Source organism: Acinetobacter sp. P8-3-8 (assembly GCF_000214135.1).
In the GTDB taxonomy this organism is placed as follows: Bacteria; Pseudomonadota; Gammaproteobacteria; order Pseudomonadales; family Moraxellaceae; genus Acinetobacter.
This window is the reverse complement of record NZ_AFIE01000042.1, coordinates 14648-30258: the sequence shown is the minus strand read 5'-3', so window position 1 is coordinate 30258 and position 15611 is coordinate 14648. Positions and strand designations below refer to the sequence as shown.

Below are 15611 nucleotides of genomic sequence, written 5' to 3'. Positions count from 1 at the left end.
GCTGATTTTTTTATTATTCAGTTGTTATTTTTAGCGTTCTTTAAGCTTTAAATGTTTGATCAATAAGTAAATACACAACACGCCTACACCTAAGCAAAATCCAAGGATTCCGACGATGAAACCAAAGTGATCTGACAAAAAACCTGCCGAAATAATAGGGACAATAGTACCAAAATAAGCAATAAACAAATAAGTGGAAACCACAGCAGCACGATTTTCTATATGGGTCATATGATGAATTAAGGCAAAAGCAGCCAACAAACTTAAACCATGCCCCATGCCGACACAAATGACACTGATAAAGAATAACCAGCTCCAATGCATGATCATGCAGATCGAAAGAATCACATAACTTGCAATCAGGAAGATTAAACCCACATTTAACATTTTGTGCATATTGAATGATTTGGCTAGCCATTGCACGGAAGCTGAAATCATTAAAATACTGGCAATGGTTGCCCCACTGACTAATGGCCCATGCCAAGGAATCACATCTTTAATGAAGGATGGTGCTAAGGATGCAAATAAACTAAAAGAACCAAAAGCACAGAATGCACTAAAACTAGTAATATAAAACAAAGGTTTAAATTGTGCTTCAGGTAATTCCAAATGTGGTGACACTGAAAATGGTTGCTTTTCAAAAGATGCTGTTTTAATAAAAAATAGCCCGATTAAACTTAAAATCGCAGCAAAAATTACGGGTAGGTATGGTGTAATCAGTGGTTGTTCTGAAAATTGTGCAATTGCTCCACCTATCAAAGGGCCTAAACCAAAACCAATCACGGTAATAATAGAGCTCAGTTGTGCTGCATTCTGCTTGTGTGAGTCTGGAATGGTGTAAATGAGACCTAACATTGCAGATGTACTGATTAGGCCAGAAGCAATACCAATAATAAAACGTCCAAATCCTAAGTAATAAGTATTTGATGCAAAAACAGAAAGTGTTAAACCAATAATGGCAAAGAATAAGCCGATTTGTAGCGTTCGAATAAAACCAAAGCTGTTGCTGGTACGGCCTAAAAACAACAAAGTAGTCAAACAGCCGAACATGTAGGCGACAAAAATATAAGTAATTTGGCTTGGGAGTAGATGCCAAAGTTGTTGATAAATTGGATATAAAGGACTAGCTAATGCCGTACCAATGGTTCCAATGCACAAGGCGAGGCTGATCATTAAAAATGGTCGCCATGATTGCTGATTCATGAGTTTTGAACTGTATAGGCAAATAAAGATTGCGCATAAAAAAAGCCAAGCTCTAGCGAATTGAGTTTGGCATGGAGGAGTTGGATAATTTAAAAAGATTAAAACTTAATCAATATAAGGTCAATTGATTTTTAACTGTTTGTTATAAAATTATGCATAACGTTTTAATAATTGAATAAATGTTTGTAATTCATCTCCATGGGATGTTGAGTCAGAAATTACATGTTCTCTTAAATGAGCTTCAATTAATTCATTCATTAAACCATTCACAGCCCCTTTAATTGCTGCAACTTGTTGTAAAACATCAATACATGATTTGTCTTCATTATTTAATGCTTCTTCAATGGCATTCATTTGCCCTTGTAGTCGTTTAACACGATTTAAGACTTTTTTATTTTGATGTAAATGACCCATGAGCAAACTCCAAAAAATATACTCCCTTATAGTATATTTGAAAATGAAATAATATACTCTATAGGAGTATATTAGGATCTATTCACATGCAATTTAAAGCCATCAATCGAGCGCATAATCATCAGTTTGATGAAGGTAATCCATTGGCACAAAAGAAAATATTGTGGGCAACAATACTTACTGGGCTAATGATGCTTTTTGAAATTGCAGGTGGTTGGATTTTTAATTCAATGGCTTTGCTTGCCGATGGTTGGCACATGAGTTCACACATGCTTGCCTTGGGTATGGCCTATGTGGCGTATCGTGCCGCACGTCATTATGCGACTGATGTTCGCTTTAGTTTTGGAACATGGAAAATAGAAATTTTAGCGGGTTATAGCAGCGCAATTCTATTGATGGTTGTGGCTTTATTTATGGCTTTTCAATCCATTGAGCGTTTATTCCACCCTGTACAAATTCATTATAATGAAGCGATTTTGATTGCTATTTTAGGTTTGGCGATTAATTTGATTTGTGCATGGTTATTGCACGATGACCATCACCATCACCATCACCATCACCATCACCATCACCATCATTCGCATGAGCACGGCGATCATCATGTGCATGATTTAAATCAAAAAGCTGCTTTTTTACATGTGGTTGCAGATGCTTTGACTTCTGTTTTAGCCATTATTGCATTGATTGCAGGTAAGTTTTTGGGTTGGGACTTCTTAGATGCGATATTAGGTATCGTTGGTGCAATCCTTGTTGGAAAATGGTCATTGGGATTGATGAAAGAATCTGGAAGAACCTTATTAGATGCAGAAATGGACCATCCTGTGGTCGATGAAGTACGTGAAGTGATTGAAGGTTTACATATACAAGCCAAAATAACCGATATTCATGTATGGAAAGTTGCTAAGGGTAAATTCTCAGTCATTTTGGTTTTAGAAAGTCGTGATAAAAATCTAAATGCAGATATGGTGCGTCAAGCATTGTCCATTCATGAAGAATTGGTACATATTTCTGTCGAAATTAATCAACCCGTTATGTTCAATTTCGTTCCACGTGAAACGCATTAAAGGCAACAGTTTTCAAACATGCACTTAGAAAAATTGTGTTTTAATGCGCTTCGTTATTTTTTAATTTTAAGTCTATATGTTAAAGCAATTGATTGCCTTGAGTTTAAGTTTAGGACTGTGCAGCGCCAGTTTTGCCAATGTGGATAGCGTAAAAGCAAAGTTGCTACAACAATACCCCAATGTAAAAATTAATAATTTACAAAGCACTGAAATGCAAGGCTTGTATAGCGGTACACTTGATAATCAAATTGTCTATGTGAATGAAGATGCGCAGCATCTGTTCATTGGATCGATGATTCGTCTGAAAGATCAGCACAATTTAACCAAAGATTTAGTGGTCAAACAAAACAGCGTAGACTTTAAAAGCTTACCTTTGAATGATGCAGTAAAAACAGTAAGGGGGAATGGAAAGCGACAGCTTGCGATCTTTTCTGACCCAAATTGCCCATATTGCAAGACTCTTGAAGGGAATTTAGCCAAGTTAAATGACGTTACTATTTATACGTTTATTTACCCGATCAAAACCCAATCGATTATCCCTTCAAAGCAAGTTTGGTGTTCGGCCAACCGTGAGTATGCATGGAAAAACTTACTTCAAAAAGAGATTAAACCGACTGCCGCAGCCAATTGTGAAACTCCAATTGAGCGAAACCTTGCTTTAGGTAAGAAGTTAGGTTTGCAAGGTACACCAGCCATTATTTTCTCAAATGGTTATAAAGTGATGGGTGCATATCCTGCTGAAGAAATTGAGAAAATTTGGAAGCAGTCAGGTTTATAATTATTTTAAAATAGAACACTGCTATTTATTCAAATTATTCAAAAAAGCGATTCAGTAAAAATGATCCAAACGAAAAAGCACTGAATTTCAGTGCTTTTTAATGAGATGCTAAACTGGATTGAAAGATCAATAAAAACCTCAAGTGAATAAAGATTAAGTTCGTTTAGCGATCATGTTGTAGATGAATAACACAATAATTGCCCCAATCACCGATGCGATAAAGCCTGCTGAAGCACCTTTTTGATATAAACCAAGCATTTGCCCGCCATAGGTTGCAAGTAATGAACCGACGATTCCGAGTGCGACTGTTACGATAAAGCCTGCTTTATCATCCCCTGGGTGTATTGCACGTGCGATGAGACCTGCAAAAAAACCGATAATGATTGCACCAATCAGTGACATCATAATATCTCTCCTTTTTCTTTATTTTATCTAGAGTTAAAAGCGTTTAAAAATTAAATCCACGTTTATCTTTGAATATTTATGTTCAGAATAAAAGCTTTTCTCTGCTACAAGTTGTTGGATTTTTGTTCGTTTCTCAAAATTGAAAATATAAAAAAAGCGACCGAAGTCGCTTAATGATTTTTAGCTAAAGTCAGAAGCTTTTGGATTACAAACCTATTTCGCCAATGAAAGGAACATGACGATATTTTTGGTCATAGTCTAAGCCATAACCCACGATAAATTTGTCTTCTACTTCAAAACCTAAAAATTTCACATCCAAATCAATTTCACGGCGTGAAGGTTTGCTGACTAAAGTACATAATTCAATCGAATTCGGTTGACGTGTTTCTAATATTTCTAAGACTTTGCTCAAGGTATTACCAGAGTCGATAATATCCTCAATGATGAGAATGTCTTTCCCATGAATTTCGCCGTCTAAATCTTTTAAAATTTTAACATCACGGCTTGAAGTTGTTCCACCACCATAGCTTGAAACCGTCATGAAATCGAGTTCATGTTGCTTAGTGATTGCACGGCATAAATCTGCCATGAAGATGACTGAACCACGTAATAAACCGATTAATACCAGCTCTTTGTCGCTATTGGCATAATGCGCATCAATTTTTTTACCAAGTTCCTGAACTTTTGCATGAATTTCTTCGGCAGAAATCATCACTTTCATTTCAACAGTCATGGGAAATACCTAAAACTAAAACATCAAATTCACAAATTAAAAAAGGTGTTGACTAGCAACACCCTAAAATATGCGTCAATTTTAAAACATATCAGATCAAGATGCATCTTTTTTGGCATTGGAAAATGTAAATTCGCAACGATTTAATGTGCATCTTTCTTTAAAAGCAGTGCACATACGACAAATACCGCTCCGATTAAGATGATCTTTTTCTTGGATTTTCCTATTTTTTGATGCTGATTAGCTGTTTTGCTCATAGACTTTATTTCCATAAACATAAGTGGCTTGAATATTGCGATCATCTCCCATTGTAAATAGGGCAAATAATGCATCTTCAATATTCTTAGCACGTTCTTGGCGCAATTGCTGTAAAGTTGTTGCCTTCAAATTCAGGACGACAAAGTCAGCTTCTTTACCCAGATTGAAATTACCCAATTGATCATCCAAATGTAGGGCTTTTGCGCCACCGAGCGTTGCATGATAAAAGGCTTCAAATGCAGACAATTTATCACCTTGCAACTGTTGAACTTTATAGGCTTCATTCAGGGTTTGTAACTGACAGAACGATGTCCCTGCACCAATATCTGTACCTAAACCGACTTTGACTTGTTTTTCCCATGTTTTTTTCAATGGGAATAAGCCACTGCCGAGAAACAAGTTTGAAGTTGGGCAGAACGCAATCGCTGAATCGGTATCATGCATACATTGCCACTCATGCTCTTCTAAGTGTACGCAATGGGCAAAAACAGAGCGCTCTCCTGTTAAGCCATAATGATGATAAACATCTAAATAACCGTCTTGCTTTGGAAATAACTCTTTCACCCAAGCAATTTCATTTTTATTTTCACTCAGATGTGTATGCACATAAACATCAGGATATTCAGCTTTTAACTGCCCTGCTCTTTCTAACTGCTCAGGTGTAGAGGTTGGAGCAAAGCGAGGAGTGATCGCATAGAGATTCCGTCCTTTGCCATGCCATTTCTCAATCAGTGCTTTAGAGTCTAAATATGCGCTCTCAGCCGTGTCTGTAAGAGCATCAGGTGCATGACGATCCATCATCACTTTACCTGCGATTAAACGCATTTGATGGCGTTCTGCTGCTTCAAACAAAGCATCGACAGATTGAGGATGAACTGTACAGAAAACTAAAGCCGTGGTGGTGCCATTTTTTAGTAATTCATTGACAAAAAAATGGGCAATCTCATCGGCATAGTCTTTATTGGCAAACTGCATTTCTGTAGGAAATGTATAGGTATTGAGCCATTCTAATAATTGCTCGCCGTATGCACCGATCATCTCTGTTTGTGGGAAATGAATATGGGTGTCAATAAAACCCGGTACGATTAATTGTTCAGGATAATAATCTACTTGGATGCTGTCATTTAACTGCGATTGCCCTTCTTCCCAAGTACCAAACCAGATGATTTTGCCTTGTTCTGTGATGAGTAAAGCATCTTCAATATAACGAACTTGATCTGAAATTTGAGATGCGTGTAGGACGGTATTTTGAATATCGAGAAAGCGACCACGAATCGCTGTTTTCTGAGCAACAGAAGACATGTAAAACCTGCAATTTATACTTTTTTCGAGTGATTGTACCTGAAATATGCCAATGACGCTGTAAGCAGTTTTATCATTTTTTCAATTTTCATGCATATCGTGTGTATGCTTAAGTATGTGATTGGTTAGTTTGAATTATTTATATAAAAATACAGATTTGGTTAAAATTTTCAGTCAATATTGACAAGGTAAATGTATAAAAATTAAAAGGAAAGCATTTAAAAACTGCTTTCCTTTCGAAAGGATATATCTATTATTTTTTATACGCTTGTTGCAGTTCTTGAACGATCGGCGCTTTAACGCCGTCTTTCAAAATATAGCGACTAATCATGCCCTGATCTGTATAGATATTCATAGAAATATTATGATCCATAGACAGGTCATGGATCATGTTGTTGGGTACGATGATGCTGTTACGAGATCGATTTGAACCAAATTGAAAATCGATTTCAGTTGGGCCGATGGTATTAAATGAAAGACTTTTTACACCATTACTAAATACAACTTTTTTGATGTCGTATTTGTGATTGATACTGTTTAAAGCGATTTGGATTTTGATTGCATCCTGAAGAGATTCATTTTTAATGACAGTAACAATCGGACAAAGTTCATCTGGTTGGCAGATTAACAAACCATATGTACGTACATTTGTCTTCGATTCAGGAGTCGTTGAAGCACAACCAGCGATGACGAGTGCGCCTAAAGTAACGGATAACAATTTTTTCATAAAAATTTCCTAATACAATCCCATAATCATTCAATTTAATTCACAGTAGCTTTGTTTATATGCTTGATGTTGAATTCGCATTTATGTTGTTTATTATATTCCTGATAAAACTGTCTTATAACAAACATATTCAAAGCCAAATGAATCTATTTCGAAAAACATAAATTCTAGCTGACAGAATTATAACATTCATGGGATGTTTAGCATGAATAAAACAACAGATTTATTACAGCTTCATCTAAAAAGAATCCAGCAAACGTGTTCATATAACTTCAAGCAGCAAATATTTGTGCAATAAATACAATAGAAAGCTTATAACCGATAACAGACATTTTATTTACATCATGTCTGTTATCGTTAAAACATACAATGTTGAATATTATTTAGGGAAAATAAAGGATGCAATGAGACGAACGCCAAAGTCCTTCGGACTTGCATCTGTATCATGTGCCCAATATTTCACTCCACCACCTACGCTGATCAGCTGACCATCCATATTGATGATTTTAGTCGCGGTAAAATTTACTGGGATTGTTGCTTTTTTAATGTTCCAGTCATAGGTGGTTTCACTGTTCAGTGTTAGTGTCACAGTGTTTGGATAAGTATAAGAAACAAAGGGTTGTACAAAGGTACTATTCACATCTTCCACATCACCGTGATTCTCTACAGCCCAAAGATGATTGGCTAACGTTCCCAATGTCCAACCGCCACTTTGTTTTAAAATAACAGCTGTAGGGCCTAAGCCATATTGATCTGCACCTAAAAGTTTTTCTGAGGCTGTGGGTAATAACATTGCTGTTCCTACCCCCCATGTGATACCACTTGAACCCGTATTTGCAGGTGAAAAGAATAAGCTTTGAACAATGTCCCCTGTCCCCCAATCATCACTTTTATCTGTATTTTTATAGGTCTGATAATTTACAGGTAAAATTGTACGTGAAATCAAATTCCAGTTTTCATTCAGTTCAATGGGAATAACAGGTTGGATATTCAGTTGGTAGCGTTGAGTATTTTCATCTGCCCCAATATTATCGTCAAAATTGAATTGAAAAGGGACGCTAACCAAGTTGGCAACAGGGTTTGAAAGTTCTTTTGCAAGATCAGTTGAATCAGCTGCATATAGCGTTGCGCTGGATAAACTGAGCAAACTGACGACCAAGATTTTTTTTGCTGTAGTACCTTTATATTTTTTCATTAGATTGCCCCATCATTGCTATTAAAAGTGTATTTTTTGCTGTAATTATCATCAATATACTTATAATTCATCAACAATAGCAATCTATATTTAGTCCTAGCGAAAATTAAAAAAGAGTGCAATTAAAATGACACAAAATATTGATTTTGATCAATATGATTATCGGTATAAATTGAAGCAGATTGTTTTTAATCAGCACGATTTAATGCAAAGACTGATGTATTTAAGACAGATCAATACAGAAGCTTATTTAAGCGCAGGCGTTATTCGCAATTTAGTCTGGTCGGTTTTACATGGGCAACATTATAAAATTGAAAATACTGAGATAGACGTGATTTTCTACGATCTTGTAGATGAACATGCTGAACAACAACGTTTAACAGGATTATTGAAGCATCAATTTGCTGAAAACGAATGGGATGTTGTGAATCAAGCCTTTGTACATAGGTGGTATAAGACAGATCAAGGTCAATCCATTGCTCAATATTCATCACTTTTAGATGCTTTAAGTGTTTGGGTGGAAACTGCCACGGCGATTGCTGTGCGTTTATTGGAAAATGGTGATTTGGAGATTGTTGCGCCGTTTGAATTAAATGATTTGTTTGAGCTTAAATTACGTTGGAATAATCGATTGGTGAGTCGTGACGTCTTTATACAACGAGTGCAATCGAAACGGTTTTTAGAAAAGTGGCAAAAGTTACGTATAGTCGAAACTGAAGAAGAATAACGTTATTGTTTTAGATCATATTTTCTATTGTGTTGTTATTACCATGCAGTATTTTGATAAATGCTTAGTTCACATTAAGAAAGCCTTCCGTGTGGAAGGCTTTTTTGATTGCAATATTTGACAATGAGAGGGTTATGAATTCAGTTCTTGTTTTTTATTATGACGAATTGATAACCATGCTGTAATTGCCAATACCACAACAATGAAACCTAATGAAATCAAAATTGGCATATGGAATACATCAAGCATGAGCATTTTAAAACCGATAAAGACTAAGATAATCCCTAGACCATACGGTAAGTAATGCATTTTTGAAGCAGAACCAGCCAATAAGAAGAACATTGCACGTAAGCCTAGAATCGCCATCAAGTTTGCAGTTAATACAATGAATGGGTCACTGGTTACGGCGAAAATAGCAGGAATAGAGTCCACTGCAAAAATTACATCTGAAGCTTCAACCAAGATTAAAACTAAGAATAATGGTGTAGCCCAAAGTAAGCCATTTTGACGAACAAAGAATTTATTACCTTCCAAATTTGGTGTGATACGAATGTGCTTACGTAACCATTTTAGGATCGCCATGTCTTCAATATTGCTTTCTTCTTCATCCTGTCCTTTGAGGAATTTGAAACCTGTGTAGACAAGGAATGCACCGAAAATATAAAGCACCCAAGAAAACTCTTGTACGAACCATGCACCAATAAAAATAAAGATTGTTCTTAAAACGATTGCGCCTAATACGCCGTAAAGCAAAATTTTACGCTGTAAACCTGGTGGTATAGCAAACGCAGCGAAGATCATTAACCAGACGAATACGTTATCAATCGCAAGGGATTTTTCAAGTAAATAACCTGCGAGATATTCCATGGTTTTGGTATTTGCAACGGCAACACCCACGGTTTGTTGTAAATAAAGCCATAAACCACCTGCAAATAGCATTGCCATAGAAACCCATGCAATACTCCAATAAGCAGCCGTTTTGATTTTGACTTCTTCACCTTCTTTTTGTTTAAAGCCAAGAAAGTCGATGATGAGCATGACAGCGACGATAGCAAAGAATGCTAAGTACAGCCATGGATTGCCAATAGATTCCATAAAATTCTCCAAATCTGGCAATCAGGCATAAAAAAACCTTGACCTGCTGCCAGATGATTAAACATCTGTATCAACATGATCAAGGTCTTGCCTACACCATCTTGGTTGGGATGATGCTCAGGTACCGGCTTTTTACAAAGCGTAATGACGATACTCTGACTGGAGGAGGCTACTCCCCTTGTTCGAAAACTGGTTAAAGAAATGTATTCATTTCTTAATATAGGTGAAGAATGACATATTTATCAAAATTGTGCAAATTTTGTATGCATTACTGCTTTTTTAATTGAAGTACAAAGTTTCAAAGTAGTTTCAATACTCCAAAAAAGCATTGTTTCATCATGAAAATGAATGCAACGACAACTGATTTCAATCTATAGAACGATAAAAAAGAACATTGATCATTTAGGATTAAAATCTTTACGCTGTACTAAAATGAGCGCCAAAATTGTACCCAATACAGCTAGTACGCCACCAATGATACCGATATTATTTAACCCATAATGTGTTGTGACTATTCCACCAAGTAATGCACCACCACCAATTCCCACATTATAAAGACCTGAATAAATAGCCATTGCAACATCGGTTGCATCAGCAGCCAAATTCAGTGCTTTGGCTTGTTGCGCTAAGCTAAAACAAATAATTGCCATACCCCAAAATAAACTGAGAATACTAAAACTGGTAAAATCAGTAGAAAGTGGGATCAGTAATAACATTGACACTGCAAGAATAGCACTGCTTAAAGGGATGGGTAATTGAGGATATTTCCGACCAAATTTTCCAAATAAATAAGAACCCAAAAATCCAGCAGCACCATAAATCAACAATAAAGTTGTGGTTTGTGATGAACTAAAATGAGCAATATTTAAAGCAAAAGGTTCAATATAACTATAAGCCGTAAATTGCGCTGTGATCACAAGAACGGTAAGTGCGAAAACAATCAACAGACTTGGGCGCTTTAAGAACACTTTTAAACTACTGAGTGAGCCTGAATTGACACTGGGTAAACGAGGCAAAGTTTTGGCGAGAATTAAACATACAACTGTTGCACCTAGGGCGATCAAACCAAAAGTATTACGCCAACCATAAGATTCACCAATCATACGACCAAAAGGTATTCCTAAAACCATTGCCAAAGCAGTACCCGTTGCAAGTAAGCCTAAAGCTTGAAATTCCTTACCTTTTGGTGCAACCCGAACGGCTAAAGATGCAGTAATTGCCCAAAATAAAGCATGTGAAAATGCAATGCCAATACGACTAATGAGCAATACATCAAAGCTCCATGCCACATAAGATAAAGCATGACTGGCAACAAAAACCATGAACAATACAATCAATAAGAAACGTCGTTCAATATTTTTGGTCAAGAGCATGATCGGTAGAGAAATTGGTGCAACGACCCAAGCATAGAGTGTGATCATAATGCCGACATCGGTTGCAGGCATTGCGAAGCTTTTGCCAATATCACTGAGTAGCGCAACGGGAACAAATTCTGTGGTATTAAAAATAAAGGCAGCAAAAGCTAGGCTAATCACACTCACCCATTGCTGAGTTTCACTGGGCGATGGTTGGGCGGGAGAATTTTGGGGAGACAAAGATGACATGGTCAATCATTTTAAAAAGCGAATATTAAATTTTAGGCTGAATGGGTTGCGTTGTTAAGCTTTAATTGACATGACGGTATTGAACGATCAGACAAAATTTAACAATATTTTTATCTATTTTATGAGATTTTGATAGGCCAAATAACTTAAATAAGAGTAAACAAAATGTTAGAAATTAAGCATAAAGATAATGGAAAGAAAGGCGAATTTTATGTAGGTGAAGAAGGTCATCATTTGGCTGAAATGGCCTATACATGGGCGGGTGATAGCATGTTTATTATAGACCATACCATTGTAGAAGATGAATTACGTGGACAAAATGTGGGACGTCAATTATTGGATCAAGCGGTTGCGCTTGCACGTAGTAAAAACGTGAAAATTATTCCGTTATGCCCTTTTTCAAAGTCAGTTTTTGATAAAGACCAATCGATACATGATGTTTTGAAATCTTAGAATCACTTTGCTAGAGTGGAATTGTATAGATAATCAATGCAACAAGAGATCAAGTTTATGCAATTCCAACATGTAGATAATCAAAAAAATGGCGAATTCTTTTTAGACAATGAGCAAGGCAAGCGCATCGCTGAAATCAGCTATGTGTGGAGTGGTGAGCATAAAATTATTGCCAACCATACATGGGTCGATGATTCATTACGTGGGCAAGGAATAGCACGTCAATTGTTAGATACTTTGGTTGAATTTGCACGTGAAAAAAATCTAAAAATTGTACCAACATGTTCTTATGTAGATGTCATGTTTCGCCGTGAGAAAAGTTTTGCGGATGTGGCGGCTTAGTTTTGAATTAAGAAGCCCAAAATTATTGGGTTTTTTTACGGTCTGGATTTCTTTTATTAGTCTAATTTTAAAAAGTATTATATGAGAATAGAAAGATGAATTATTTAGAAAAATTTAGTGCACAAATCAATGCAAGAACATTAGAAAACACGGAAGCATTTGAAGTGTTATTTGATAAGCAATTATATGGCGTTTGTATAGGACTCTTGAGACAAGAGCTAGATACATTAATGCGGCTTACTTATCTAAATACTTTAGAAGATAATAATGAAAAAATTATAATTATTACAAAATCAGTAGATTTAGGAGTTTGGGGCTTGAATAAGAGAATAAGCGATGCGGATATGAAGAAAATTATTCCAAACAATATAGGGTGGGCGAATAATGTGTATGAATTCGGCAATAGGTTTATACATCTTTCAGGGTTTCATCTTTATAAATTAGAAGATCCTATTACGAAGATTGACACAGATGAATTAAATAAAATTATTGGGTACTTAGAAGATAAGCATGGTTTTAAAAAAGTTGAAAACTTAACTTTTCAACATTTATTAAATTATCTACCAGATGTAATGAAAAAAATTACAGAAAATAATTTAGATGAATTATTGATTCTTGGGGCAACATTATAAAAAAACCCGCACTAAGCGGGTTTTATTATCAAAAATAATTTACTTTGCTTTCAACGCTGTAAGCAATTTTTGATGTAAACCACCAAAACCACCATTCGACATAATCACCACAGCATCACCCTCACCTGCTTCTGCAACCACAGTGTTGATGATATCGTCCAGTGTGCGAGCGACTACAGCTTTATTCGGTGCAGCATCAATAACAGGTTGTAAATCCCAGTCTAAACCTTCAGGTTGATACCAAATCACTTCATCTGCCAAACGTGCAGAATGTGCCAAACCATCTTTATGACTACCCATACGCATAGTGTTTGAACGTGGCTCAATGATTGCCCATAGTTTACGTTCACCTAGACGTTTACGCGCGCCTTCTAGTGTTGTATCAATCGCTGTTGGGTGATGCGCAAAGTCGTCATACACTTCGATCCCATTAACCGTGTCGAGCAATTCCATACGGCGTTTTACACCACCAAAATTCGATAAAGCTTCACATGCAGTTTCAATCGAAACACCAACATGCTCAGCTGCTGCAATGGTCGCTAAAGCATTTGCAACGCTATGCTGCCCTGTCATGTTCCACTGCACTTCGCCTTTTACTACGCCGTGTTGTAAGACTTTAAAATGCGAACCATCAGCAGAAAGCTGTTCCGCATAGACTTCAGCAGTATCATTGGCTTCAAGAGAAGTACGTACCACAGGTGTCCAACAGCCCATGTCCAAAACTTCATCTATATTCGTTTCAGTAATCGGTGCAATGATGCGACCTTCACTTGGAATAGTACGTACTAAGTGATGGAATTGTTTTTGAATGGCTGCCAAATCATCAAAGATATCGGCATGATCAAATTCAAGATTATTTAAAATCGCAGTTTTTGGATGGTAATGCACGAATTTAGAACGCTTGTCGAAGAAAGCAGAATCATATTCATCAGCTTCGACACAGAAGTATTTTCCACCGCCTAAGCGTGCGCTTTCGCTAAAACCTAAAGGTACACCACCGATTAAGAAACCAGGATTTAAGCCTGCTTGATCCAAAACCCAAGCCAACATGGTTGTCGTTGTCGTTTTACCGTGTGTTCCTGCCACACCGAGTACATGCTTACCTTGTAATACGTGATCTGCAAGGAATTGAGGGCCTGAAATGTAAGGCAGACCTTCATTTAACATATATTCCACAGCATCAATACCTCGCTTCATAGCATTTCCTACGATGACAAGGTCAGGATGAGGTTGTAAATGGCTACGGTCATAGCCTTGCATTAAGGTAATGCCTGCATTTTCAAGCTGAGTGGACATCGGTGGATAGACGTTCGCATCTGAACCTGTCACCTTATGTCCTAAATCACGCGCCAATAGCGCCAATGAACCCATAAAGGTGCCACAAATACCCAGAATATGCAGATGCATTCTTTTTAACTCCACTGCTTTTTAGACACATCACTTTTTGTTGTGCTGTTGTCGTGATTAATTCGATTTGAAAGCAACGATAGCAAGGGTTAAGGGGAAAAGATAGTTTTTCTAGTTCGTACTTACTAAAAAATAAATCTTAACTTTCTAGTCTAGTCGATTTTGAGAGTTGGTTAATAATAAGGTATTAGCATAGTCATATAAACTAAGTTGGTAGTTCGGTTTAAGAATTAGATCGGAAACAGCATCCATAGGAAATATAATTTTAAATCCATTTGTTAAAACAGGAGCTTTTTGTATTTTTGCATTTTCAGAATTGATCAAAATTGGATTTGAAATGCATTTTTCTTTGGACATAATCCAATACCAGTCAACTATTTTATCATTTTCACGTAATGTTTCACCAACATATGCGCCTATTCTTAGGATTATGCTAACAAATTGGGTAATAAATTCATTTTTTTCTGAATCATTCATTTTAGTATCTATCTTTGATTGAAAATAGATTTTGATTTTACTTAAGTATTTCTCAAATGATTTTAAACTTTCTAATGAATAATCTAATACGATTTCATCAAAATATTCTACAAATAATATTTCTTGATTTCCTTTATGGCTTAAATGTTCAGAAAGAAAAAGCAAGTCAGAATTTATGTTTTTAGCTGTTACTTTTTTAAAGAATTTAGAAAAATTTAGCATCCATAATTATCCTTTTCCATTTCAAGAAATTTACCAGATATTTTACTATTCGATTTTAAAAATTGTTAAATTTAGCAAGTCAAATTTATTTTAAACAATTCTATCCATGCTTTTGCCTCTTCTACTACTCATTATCTCCAATTGCTTCATGACTTTAGCATGGTATGGACATTTAAAATTTTTACACGGCGCACCGTTGTGGCAAGCCATTTTATTTGGCTGGGTTATTGCTCTGCTTGAATACAGCTTTATGATTCCTGCGACACGATTATTGGCTCAACATGGCTGGTCATTGGGACAAATGAAGATTACCCAAGAAGTTGTTACTTTATTGGTCTTTGTACCTTTTATGATTTTTCTATTTAAACAACCGTTTAAGCTTGATTATTTATGGGCAGGTTTGTGTCTAATGGGTTGTGTATATTTTGTATTTAGAACGCAATGATCAATTCAAAACGGTTGCGTATTCCCTATTTCCAAAAAAAATACTGAAAATAGTGCCCTGCTGCGTCTGTTAAATTTTCGTGAGATGAAAAATCAGTCTATAATAGCGAGCTTCTTGATATTCATTTA

At 36.1% G+C, this 15611-nt stretch carries 18 protein-coding genes; 7 read left to right on the top strand and 11 right to left on the bottom strand.

Features of this window, described 5'->3' with window-relative positions; all coding sequences use genetic code 11:
- Positions 1–30 precede the first annotated feature (30 nt).
- Both GGG_RS0114670 and GGG_RS0114665 read right to left on the bottom strand, forming a co-directional pair.
- Positions 31–1203, bottom strand: coding sequence for an MFS transporter (locus tag GGG_RS0114670; RefSeq protein WP_029574615.1), 1173 nt, complete (start codon positions 1201–1203; stop codon positions 31–33).
- 150 nt (positions 1204–1353) lie between these two features.
- Positions 1354–1617, bottom strand: a complete 264-nt coding sequence (locus GGG_RS0114665) for a metal/formaldehyde-sensitive transcriptional repressor (protein ID WP_010116144.1) — start codon at positions 1615–1617, stop codon at positions 1354–1356.
- Positions 1618–1703: 86 nt separating this feature from the next.
- Between GGG_RS0114665 and dmeF the strand changes: the two genes are divergently transcribed.
- Both dmeF and GGG_RS0114655 read left to right on the top strand, forming a co-directional pair.
- Positions 1704–2681, top strand: a complete 978-nt coding sequence (gene dmeF, locus GGG_RS0114660; protein ID WP_010116142.1) for a CDF family Co(II)/Ni(II) efflux transporter DmeF — start codon at positions 1704–1706, stop codon at positions 2679–2681.
- Positions 2682–2757: 76 nt separating this feature from the next.
- Complete coding sequence (locus tag GGG_RS0114655) at positions 2758–3459, top strand: DsbC family protein (protein ID WP_010116140.1); 702 nt, start codon at positions 2758–2760, stop codon at positions 3457–3459.
- A 153-nt stretch (positions 3460–3612) separates the two neighbouring features.
- Here GGG_RS0114655 and GGG_RS0114650 read toward each other — a convergent pair whose 3' ends face one another.
- The 5 genes from GGG_RS0114650 to GGG_RS0114625 all read right to left on the bottom strand — a co-directional run bounded on the left by GGG_RS0114650 (position 3613) and on the right by GGG_RS0114625 (position 8079).
- A complete protein-coding gene (locus GGG_RS0114650; RefSeq protein WP_010116138.1) occupies positions 3613–3864 on the bottom strand; it encodes a GlsB/YeaQ/YmgE family stress response membrane protein in 252 nt (83 codons plus the stop codon).
- A gap of 205 nt (positions 3865–4069) precedes the next feature.
- Positions 4070–4597: a hypoxanthine phosphoribosyltransferase gene (gene hpt, locus GGG_RS0114645; RefSeq protein WP_010116137.1), complete on the bottom strand. Its 528-nt coding sequence runs from the start codon at positions 4595–4597 to the stop codon at positions 4070–4072.
- Between the two features lie 240 nt (positions 4598–4837).
- The gene (gene guaD, locus GGG_RS0114635) at positions 4838–6157 is read right to left on the bottom strand and encodes a guanine deaminase (protein WP_010116136.1); all 1320 of its coding nucleotides are present in this window, start codon (positions 6155–6157) and stop codon (positions 4838–4840) included.
- A gap of 253 nt (positions 6158–6410) precedes the next feature.
- The gene (locus GGG_RS0114630; RefSeq protein WP_010116135.1) at positions 6411–6884 is read right to left on the bottom strand and encodes a hypothetical protein; all 474 of its coding nucleotides are present in this window, start codon (positions 6882–6884) and stop codon (positions 6411–6413) included.
- A 379-nt stretch (positions 6885–7263) separates the two neighbouring features.
- Positions 7264–8079: a hypothetical protein gene (locus GGG_RS0114625; RefSeq protein WP_010116134.1), complete on the bottom strand. Its 816-nt coding sequence runs from the start codon at positions 8077–8079 to the stop codon at positions 7264–7266.
- A 127-nt stretch (positions 8080–8206) separates the two neighbouring features.
- Between GGG_RS0114625 and GGG_RS0114620 the strand changes: the two genes are divergently transcribed.
- On the top strand, positions 8207–8806 hold the full coding sequence (locus GGG_RS0114620; protein WP_010116133.1) for a nucleotidyltransferase family protein: 600 nt from the start codon (positions 8207–8209) through the stop codon (positions 8804–8806).
- Positions 8807–8938: 132 nt separating this feature from the next.
- Here the strand turns inward: GGG_RS0114620 and GGG_RS0114615 are convergent, their stop codons facing one another.
- Positions 8939–9901, bottom strand: a complete 963-nt coding sequence (locus GGG_RS0114615) for a TerC family protein (RefSeq protein WP_010116132.1) — start codon at positions 9899–9901, stop codon at positions 8939–8941.
- 398 nt (positions 9902–10299) lie between these two features.
- Positions 10300–11505: a sugar transporter gene (locus tag GGG_RS0114610; RefSeq protein ID WP_010116131.1), complete on the bottom strand. Its 1206-nt coding sequence runs from the start codon at positions 11503–11505 to the stop codon at positions 10300–10302.
- 165 nt (positions 11506–11670) lie between these two features.
- On the opposite strand from GGG_RS0114610, the gene GGG_RS0114605 reads away from it, so the two are divergent.
- The 3 genes from GGG_RS0114605 (at position 11671) to GGG_RS0114595 (ending at position 12932) form a co-directional block, all read left to right on the top strand.
- Positions 11671–11958 carry a GNAT family N-acetyltransferase gene (locus GGG_RS0114605; RefSeq protein WP_010116130.1) on the top strand — a complete coding sequence of 96 codons (288 nt, stop codon included), beginning with the start codon at positions 11671–11673 and terminating at the stop codon, positions 11956–11958.
- 57 nt (positions 11959–12015) lie between these two features.
- Positions 12016–12300 carry a GNAT family N-acetyltransferase gene (locus GGG_RS0114600; RefSeq protein WP_029574613.1) on the top strand — a complete coding sequence of 95 codons (285 nt, stop codon included), beginning with the start codon at positions 12016–12018 and terminating at the stop codon, positions 12298–12300.
- A 95-nt stretch (positions 12301–12395) separates the two neighbouring features.
- Positions 12396–12932, top strand: coding sequence for a hypothetical protein (locus GGG_RS0114595; RefSeq protein WP_010116128.1), 537 nt, complete (start codon positions 12396–12398; stop codon positions 12930–12932).
- 39 nt (positions 12933–12971) lie between these two features.
- Here GGG_RS0114595 and mpl read toward each other — a convergent pair whose 3' ends face one another.
- Both mpl and GGG_RS19845 read right to left on the bottom strand, forming a co-directional pair.
- Entirely contained in the window at positions 12972–14339 is a 1368-nt protein-coding gene (gene mpl / locus GGG_RS0114590; protein ID WP_010116127.1) for a UDP-N-acetylmuramate:L-alanyl-gamma-D-glutamyl-meso-diaminopimelate ligase, read from the bottom strand.
- Between the two features lie 147 nt (positions 14340–14486).
- Positions 14487–15038, bottom strand: coding sequence for a hypothetical protein (locus tag GGG_RS19845; RefSeq protein ID WP_010116126.1), 552 nt, complete (start codon positions 15036–15038; stop codon positions 14487–14489).
- Positions 15039–15144: 106 nt separating this feature from the next.
- On the opposite strand from GGG_RS19845, the gene GGG_RS0114580 reads away from it, so the two are divergent.
- Positions 15145–15483 carry a DMT family protein gene (locus GGG_RS0114580; RefSeq protein ID WP_029574612.1) on the top strand — a complete coding sequence of 113 codons (339 nt, stop codon included), beginning with the start codon at positions 15145–15147 and terminating at the stop codon, positions 15481–15483.
- The last annotated feature ends 128 nt before the right edge of the window (positions 15484–15611 follow it).

Coding starts and splice junctions, on each gene's coding strand:
- GGG_RS0114670 (WP_029574615.1), bottom strand. CDS start 1,203: ATGAATCAGCAATCATGGCGACCATTTTTAATGATCAGCCTCGCCTTG.
- GGG_RS0114665 (WP_010116144.1), bottom strand. CDS start 1,617: ATGGGTCATTTACATCAAAATAAAAAAGTCTTAAATCGTGTTAAACGA.
- dmeF (WP_010116142.1), top strand. CDS start 1,704: ATGCAATTTAAAGCCATCAATCGAGCGCATAATCATCAGTTTGATGAA.
- GGG_RS0114655 (WP_010116140.1), top strand. CDS start 2,758: ATGTTAAAGCAATTGATTGCCTTGAGTTTAAGTTTAGGACTGTGCAGC.
- GGG_RS0114650 (WP_010116138.1), bottom strand. CDS start 3,864: ATGATGTCACTGATTGGTGCAATCATTATCGGTTTTTTTGCAGGTCTC.
- hpt (WP_010116137.1), bottom strand. CDS start 4,597: ATGACTGTTGAAATGAAAGTGATGATTTCTGCCGAAGAAATTCATGCA.
- guaD (WP_010116136.1), bottom strand. CDS start 6,157: ATGTCTTCTGTTGCTCAGAAAACAGCGATTCGTGGTCGCTTTCTCGAT.
- GGG_RS0114630 (WP_010116135.1), bottom strand. CDS start 6,884: ATGAAAAAATTGTTATCCGTTACTTTAGGCGCACTCGTCATCGCTGGT.
- GGG_RS0114625 (WP_010116134.1), bottom strand. CDS start 8,079: ATGAAAAAATATAAAGGTACTACAGCAAAAAAAATCTTGGTCGTCAGT.
- GGG_RS0114620 (WP_010116133.1), top strand. CDS start 8,207: ATGACACAAAATATTGATTTTGATCAATATGATTATCGGTATAAATTG.
- GGG_RS0114615 (WP_010116132.1), bottom strand. CDS start 9,901: ATGGAATCTATTGGCAATCCATGGCTGTACTTAGCATTCTTTGCTATC.
- GGG_RS0114610 (WP_010116131.1), bottom strand. CDS start 11,505: ATGTCATCTTTGTCTCCCCAAAATTCTCCCGCCCAACCATCGCCCAGT.
- GGG_RS0114605 (WP_010116130.1), top strand. CDS start 11,671: ATGTTAGAAATTAAGCATAAAGATAATGGAAAGAAAGGCGAATTTTAT.
- GGG_RS0114600 (WP_029574613.1), top strand. CDS start 12,016: ATGCAATTCCAACATGTAGATAATCAAAAAAATGGCGAATTCTTTTTA.
- GGG_RS0114595 (WP_010116128.1), top strand. CDS start 12,396: ATGAATTATTTAGAAAAATTTAGTGCACAAATCAATGCAAGAACATTA.
- mpl (WP_010116127.1), bottom strand. CDS start 14,339: ATGCATCTGCATATTCTGGGTATTTGTGGCACCTTTATGGGTTCATTG.
- GGG_RS19845 (WP_010116126.1), bottom strand. CDS start 15,038: ATGCTAAATTTTTCTAAATTCTTTAAAAAAGTAACAGCTAAAAACATA.
- GGG_RS0114580 (WP_029574612.1), top strand. CDS start 15,145: ATGCTTTTGCCTCTTCTACTACTCATTATCTCCAATTGCTTCATGACT.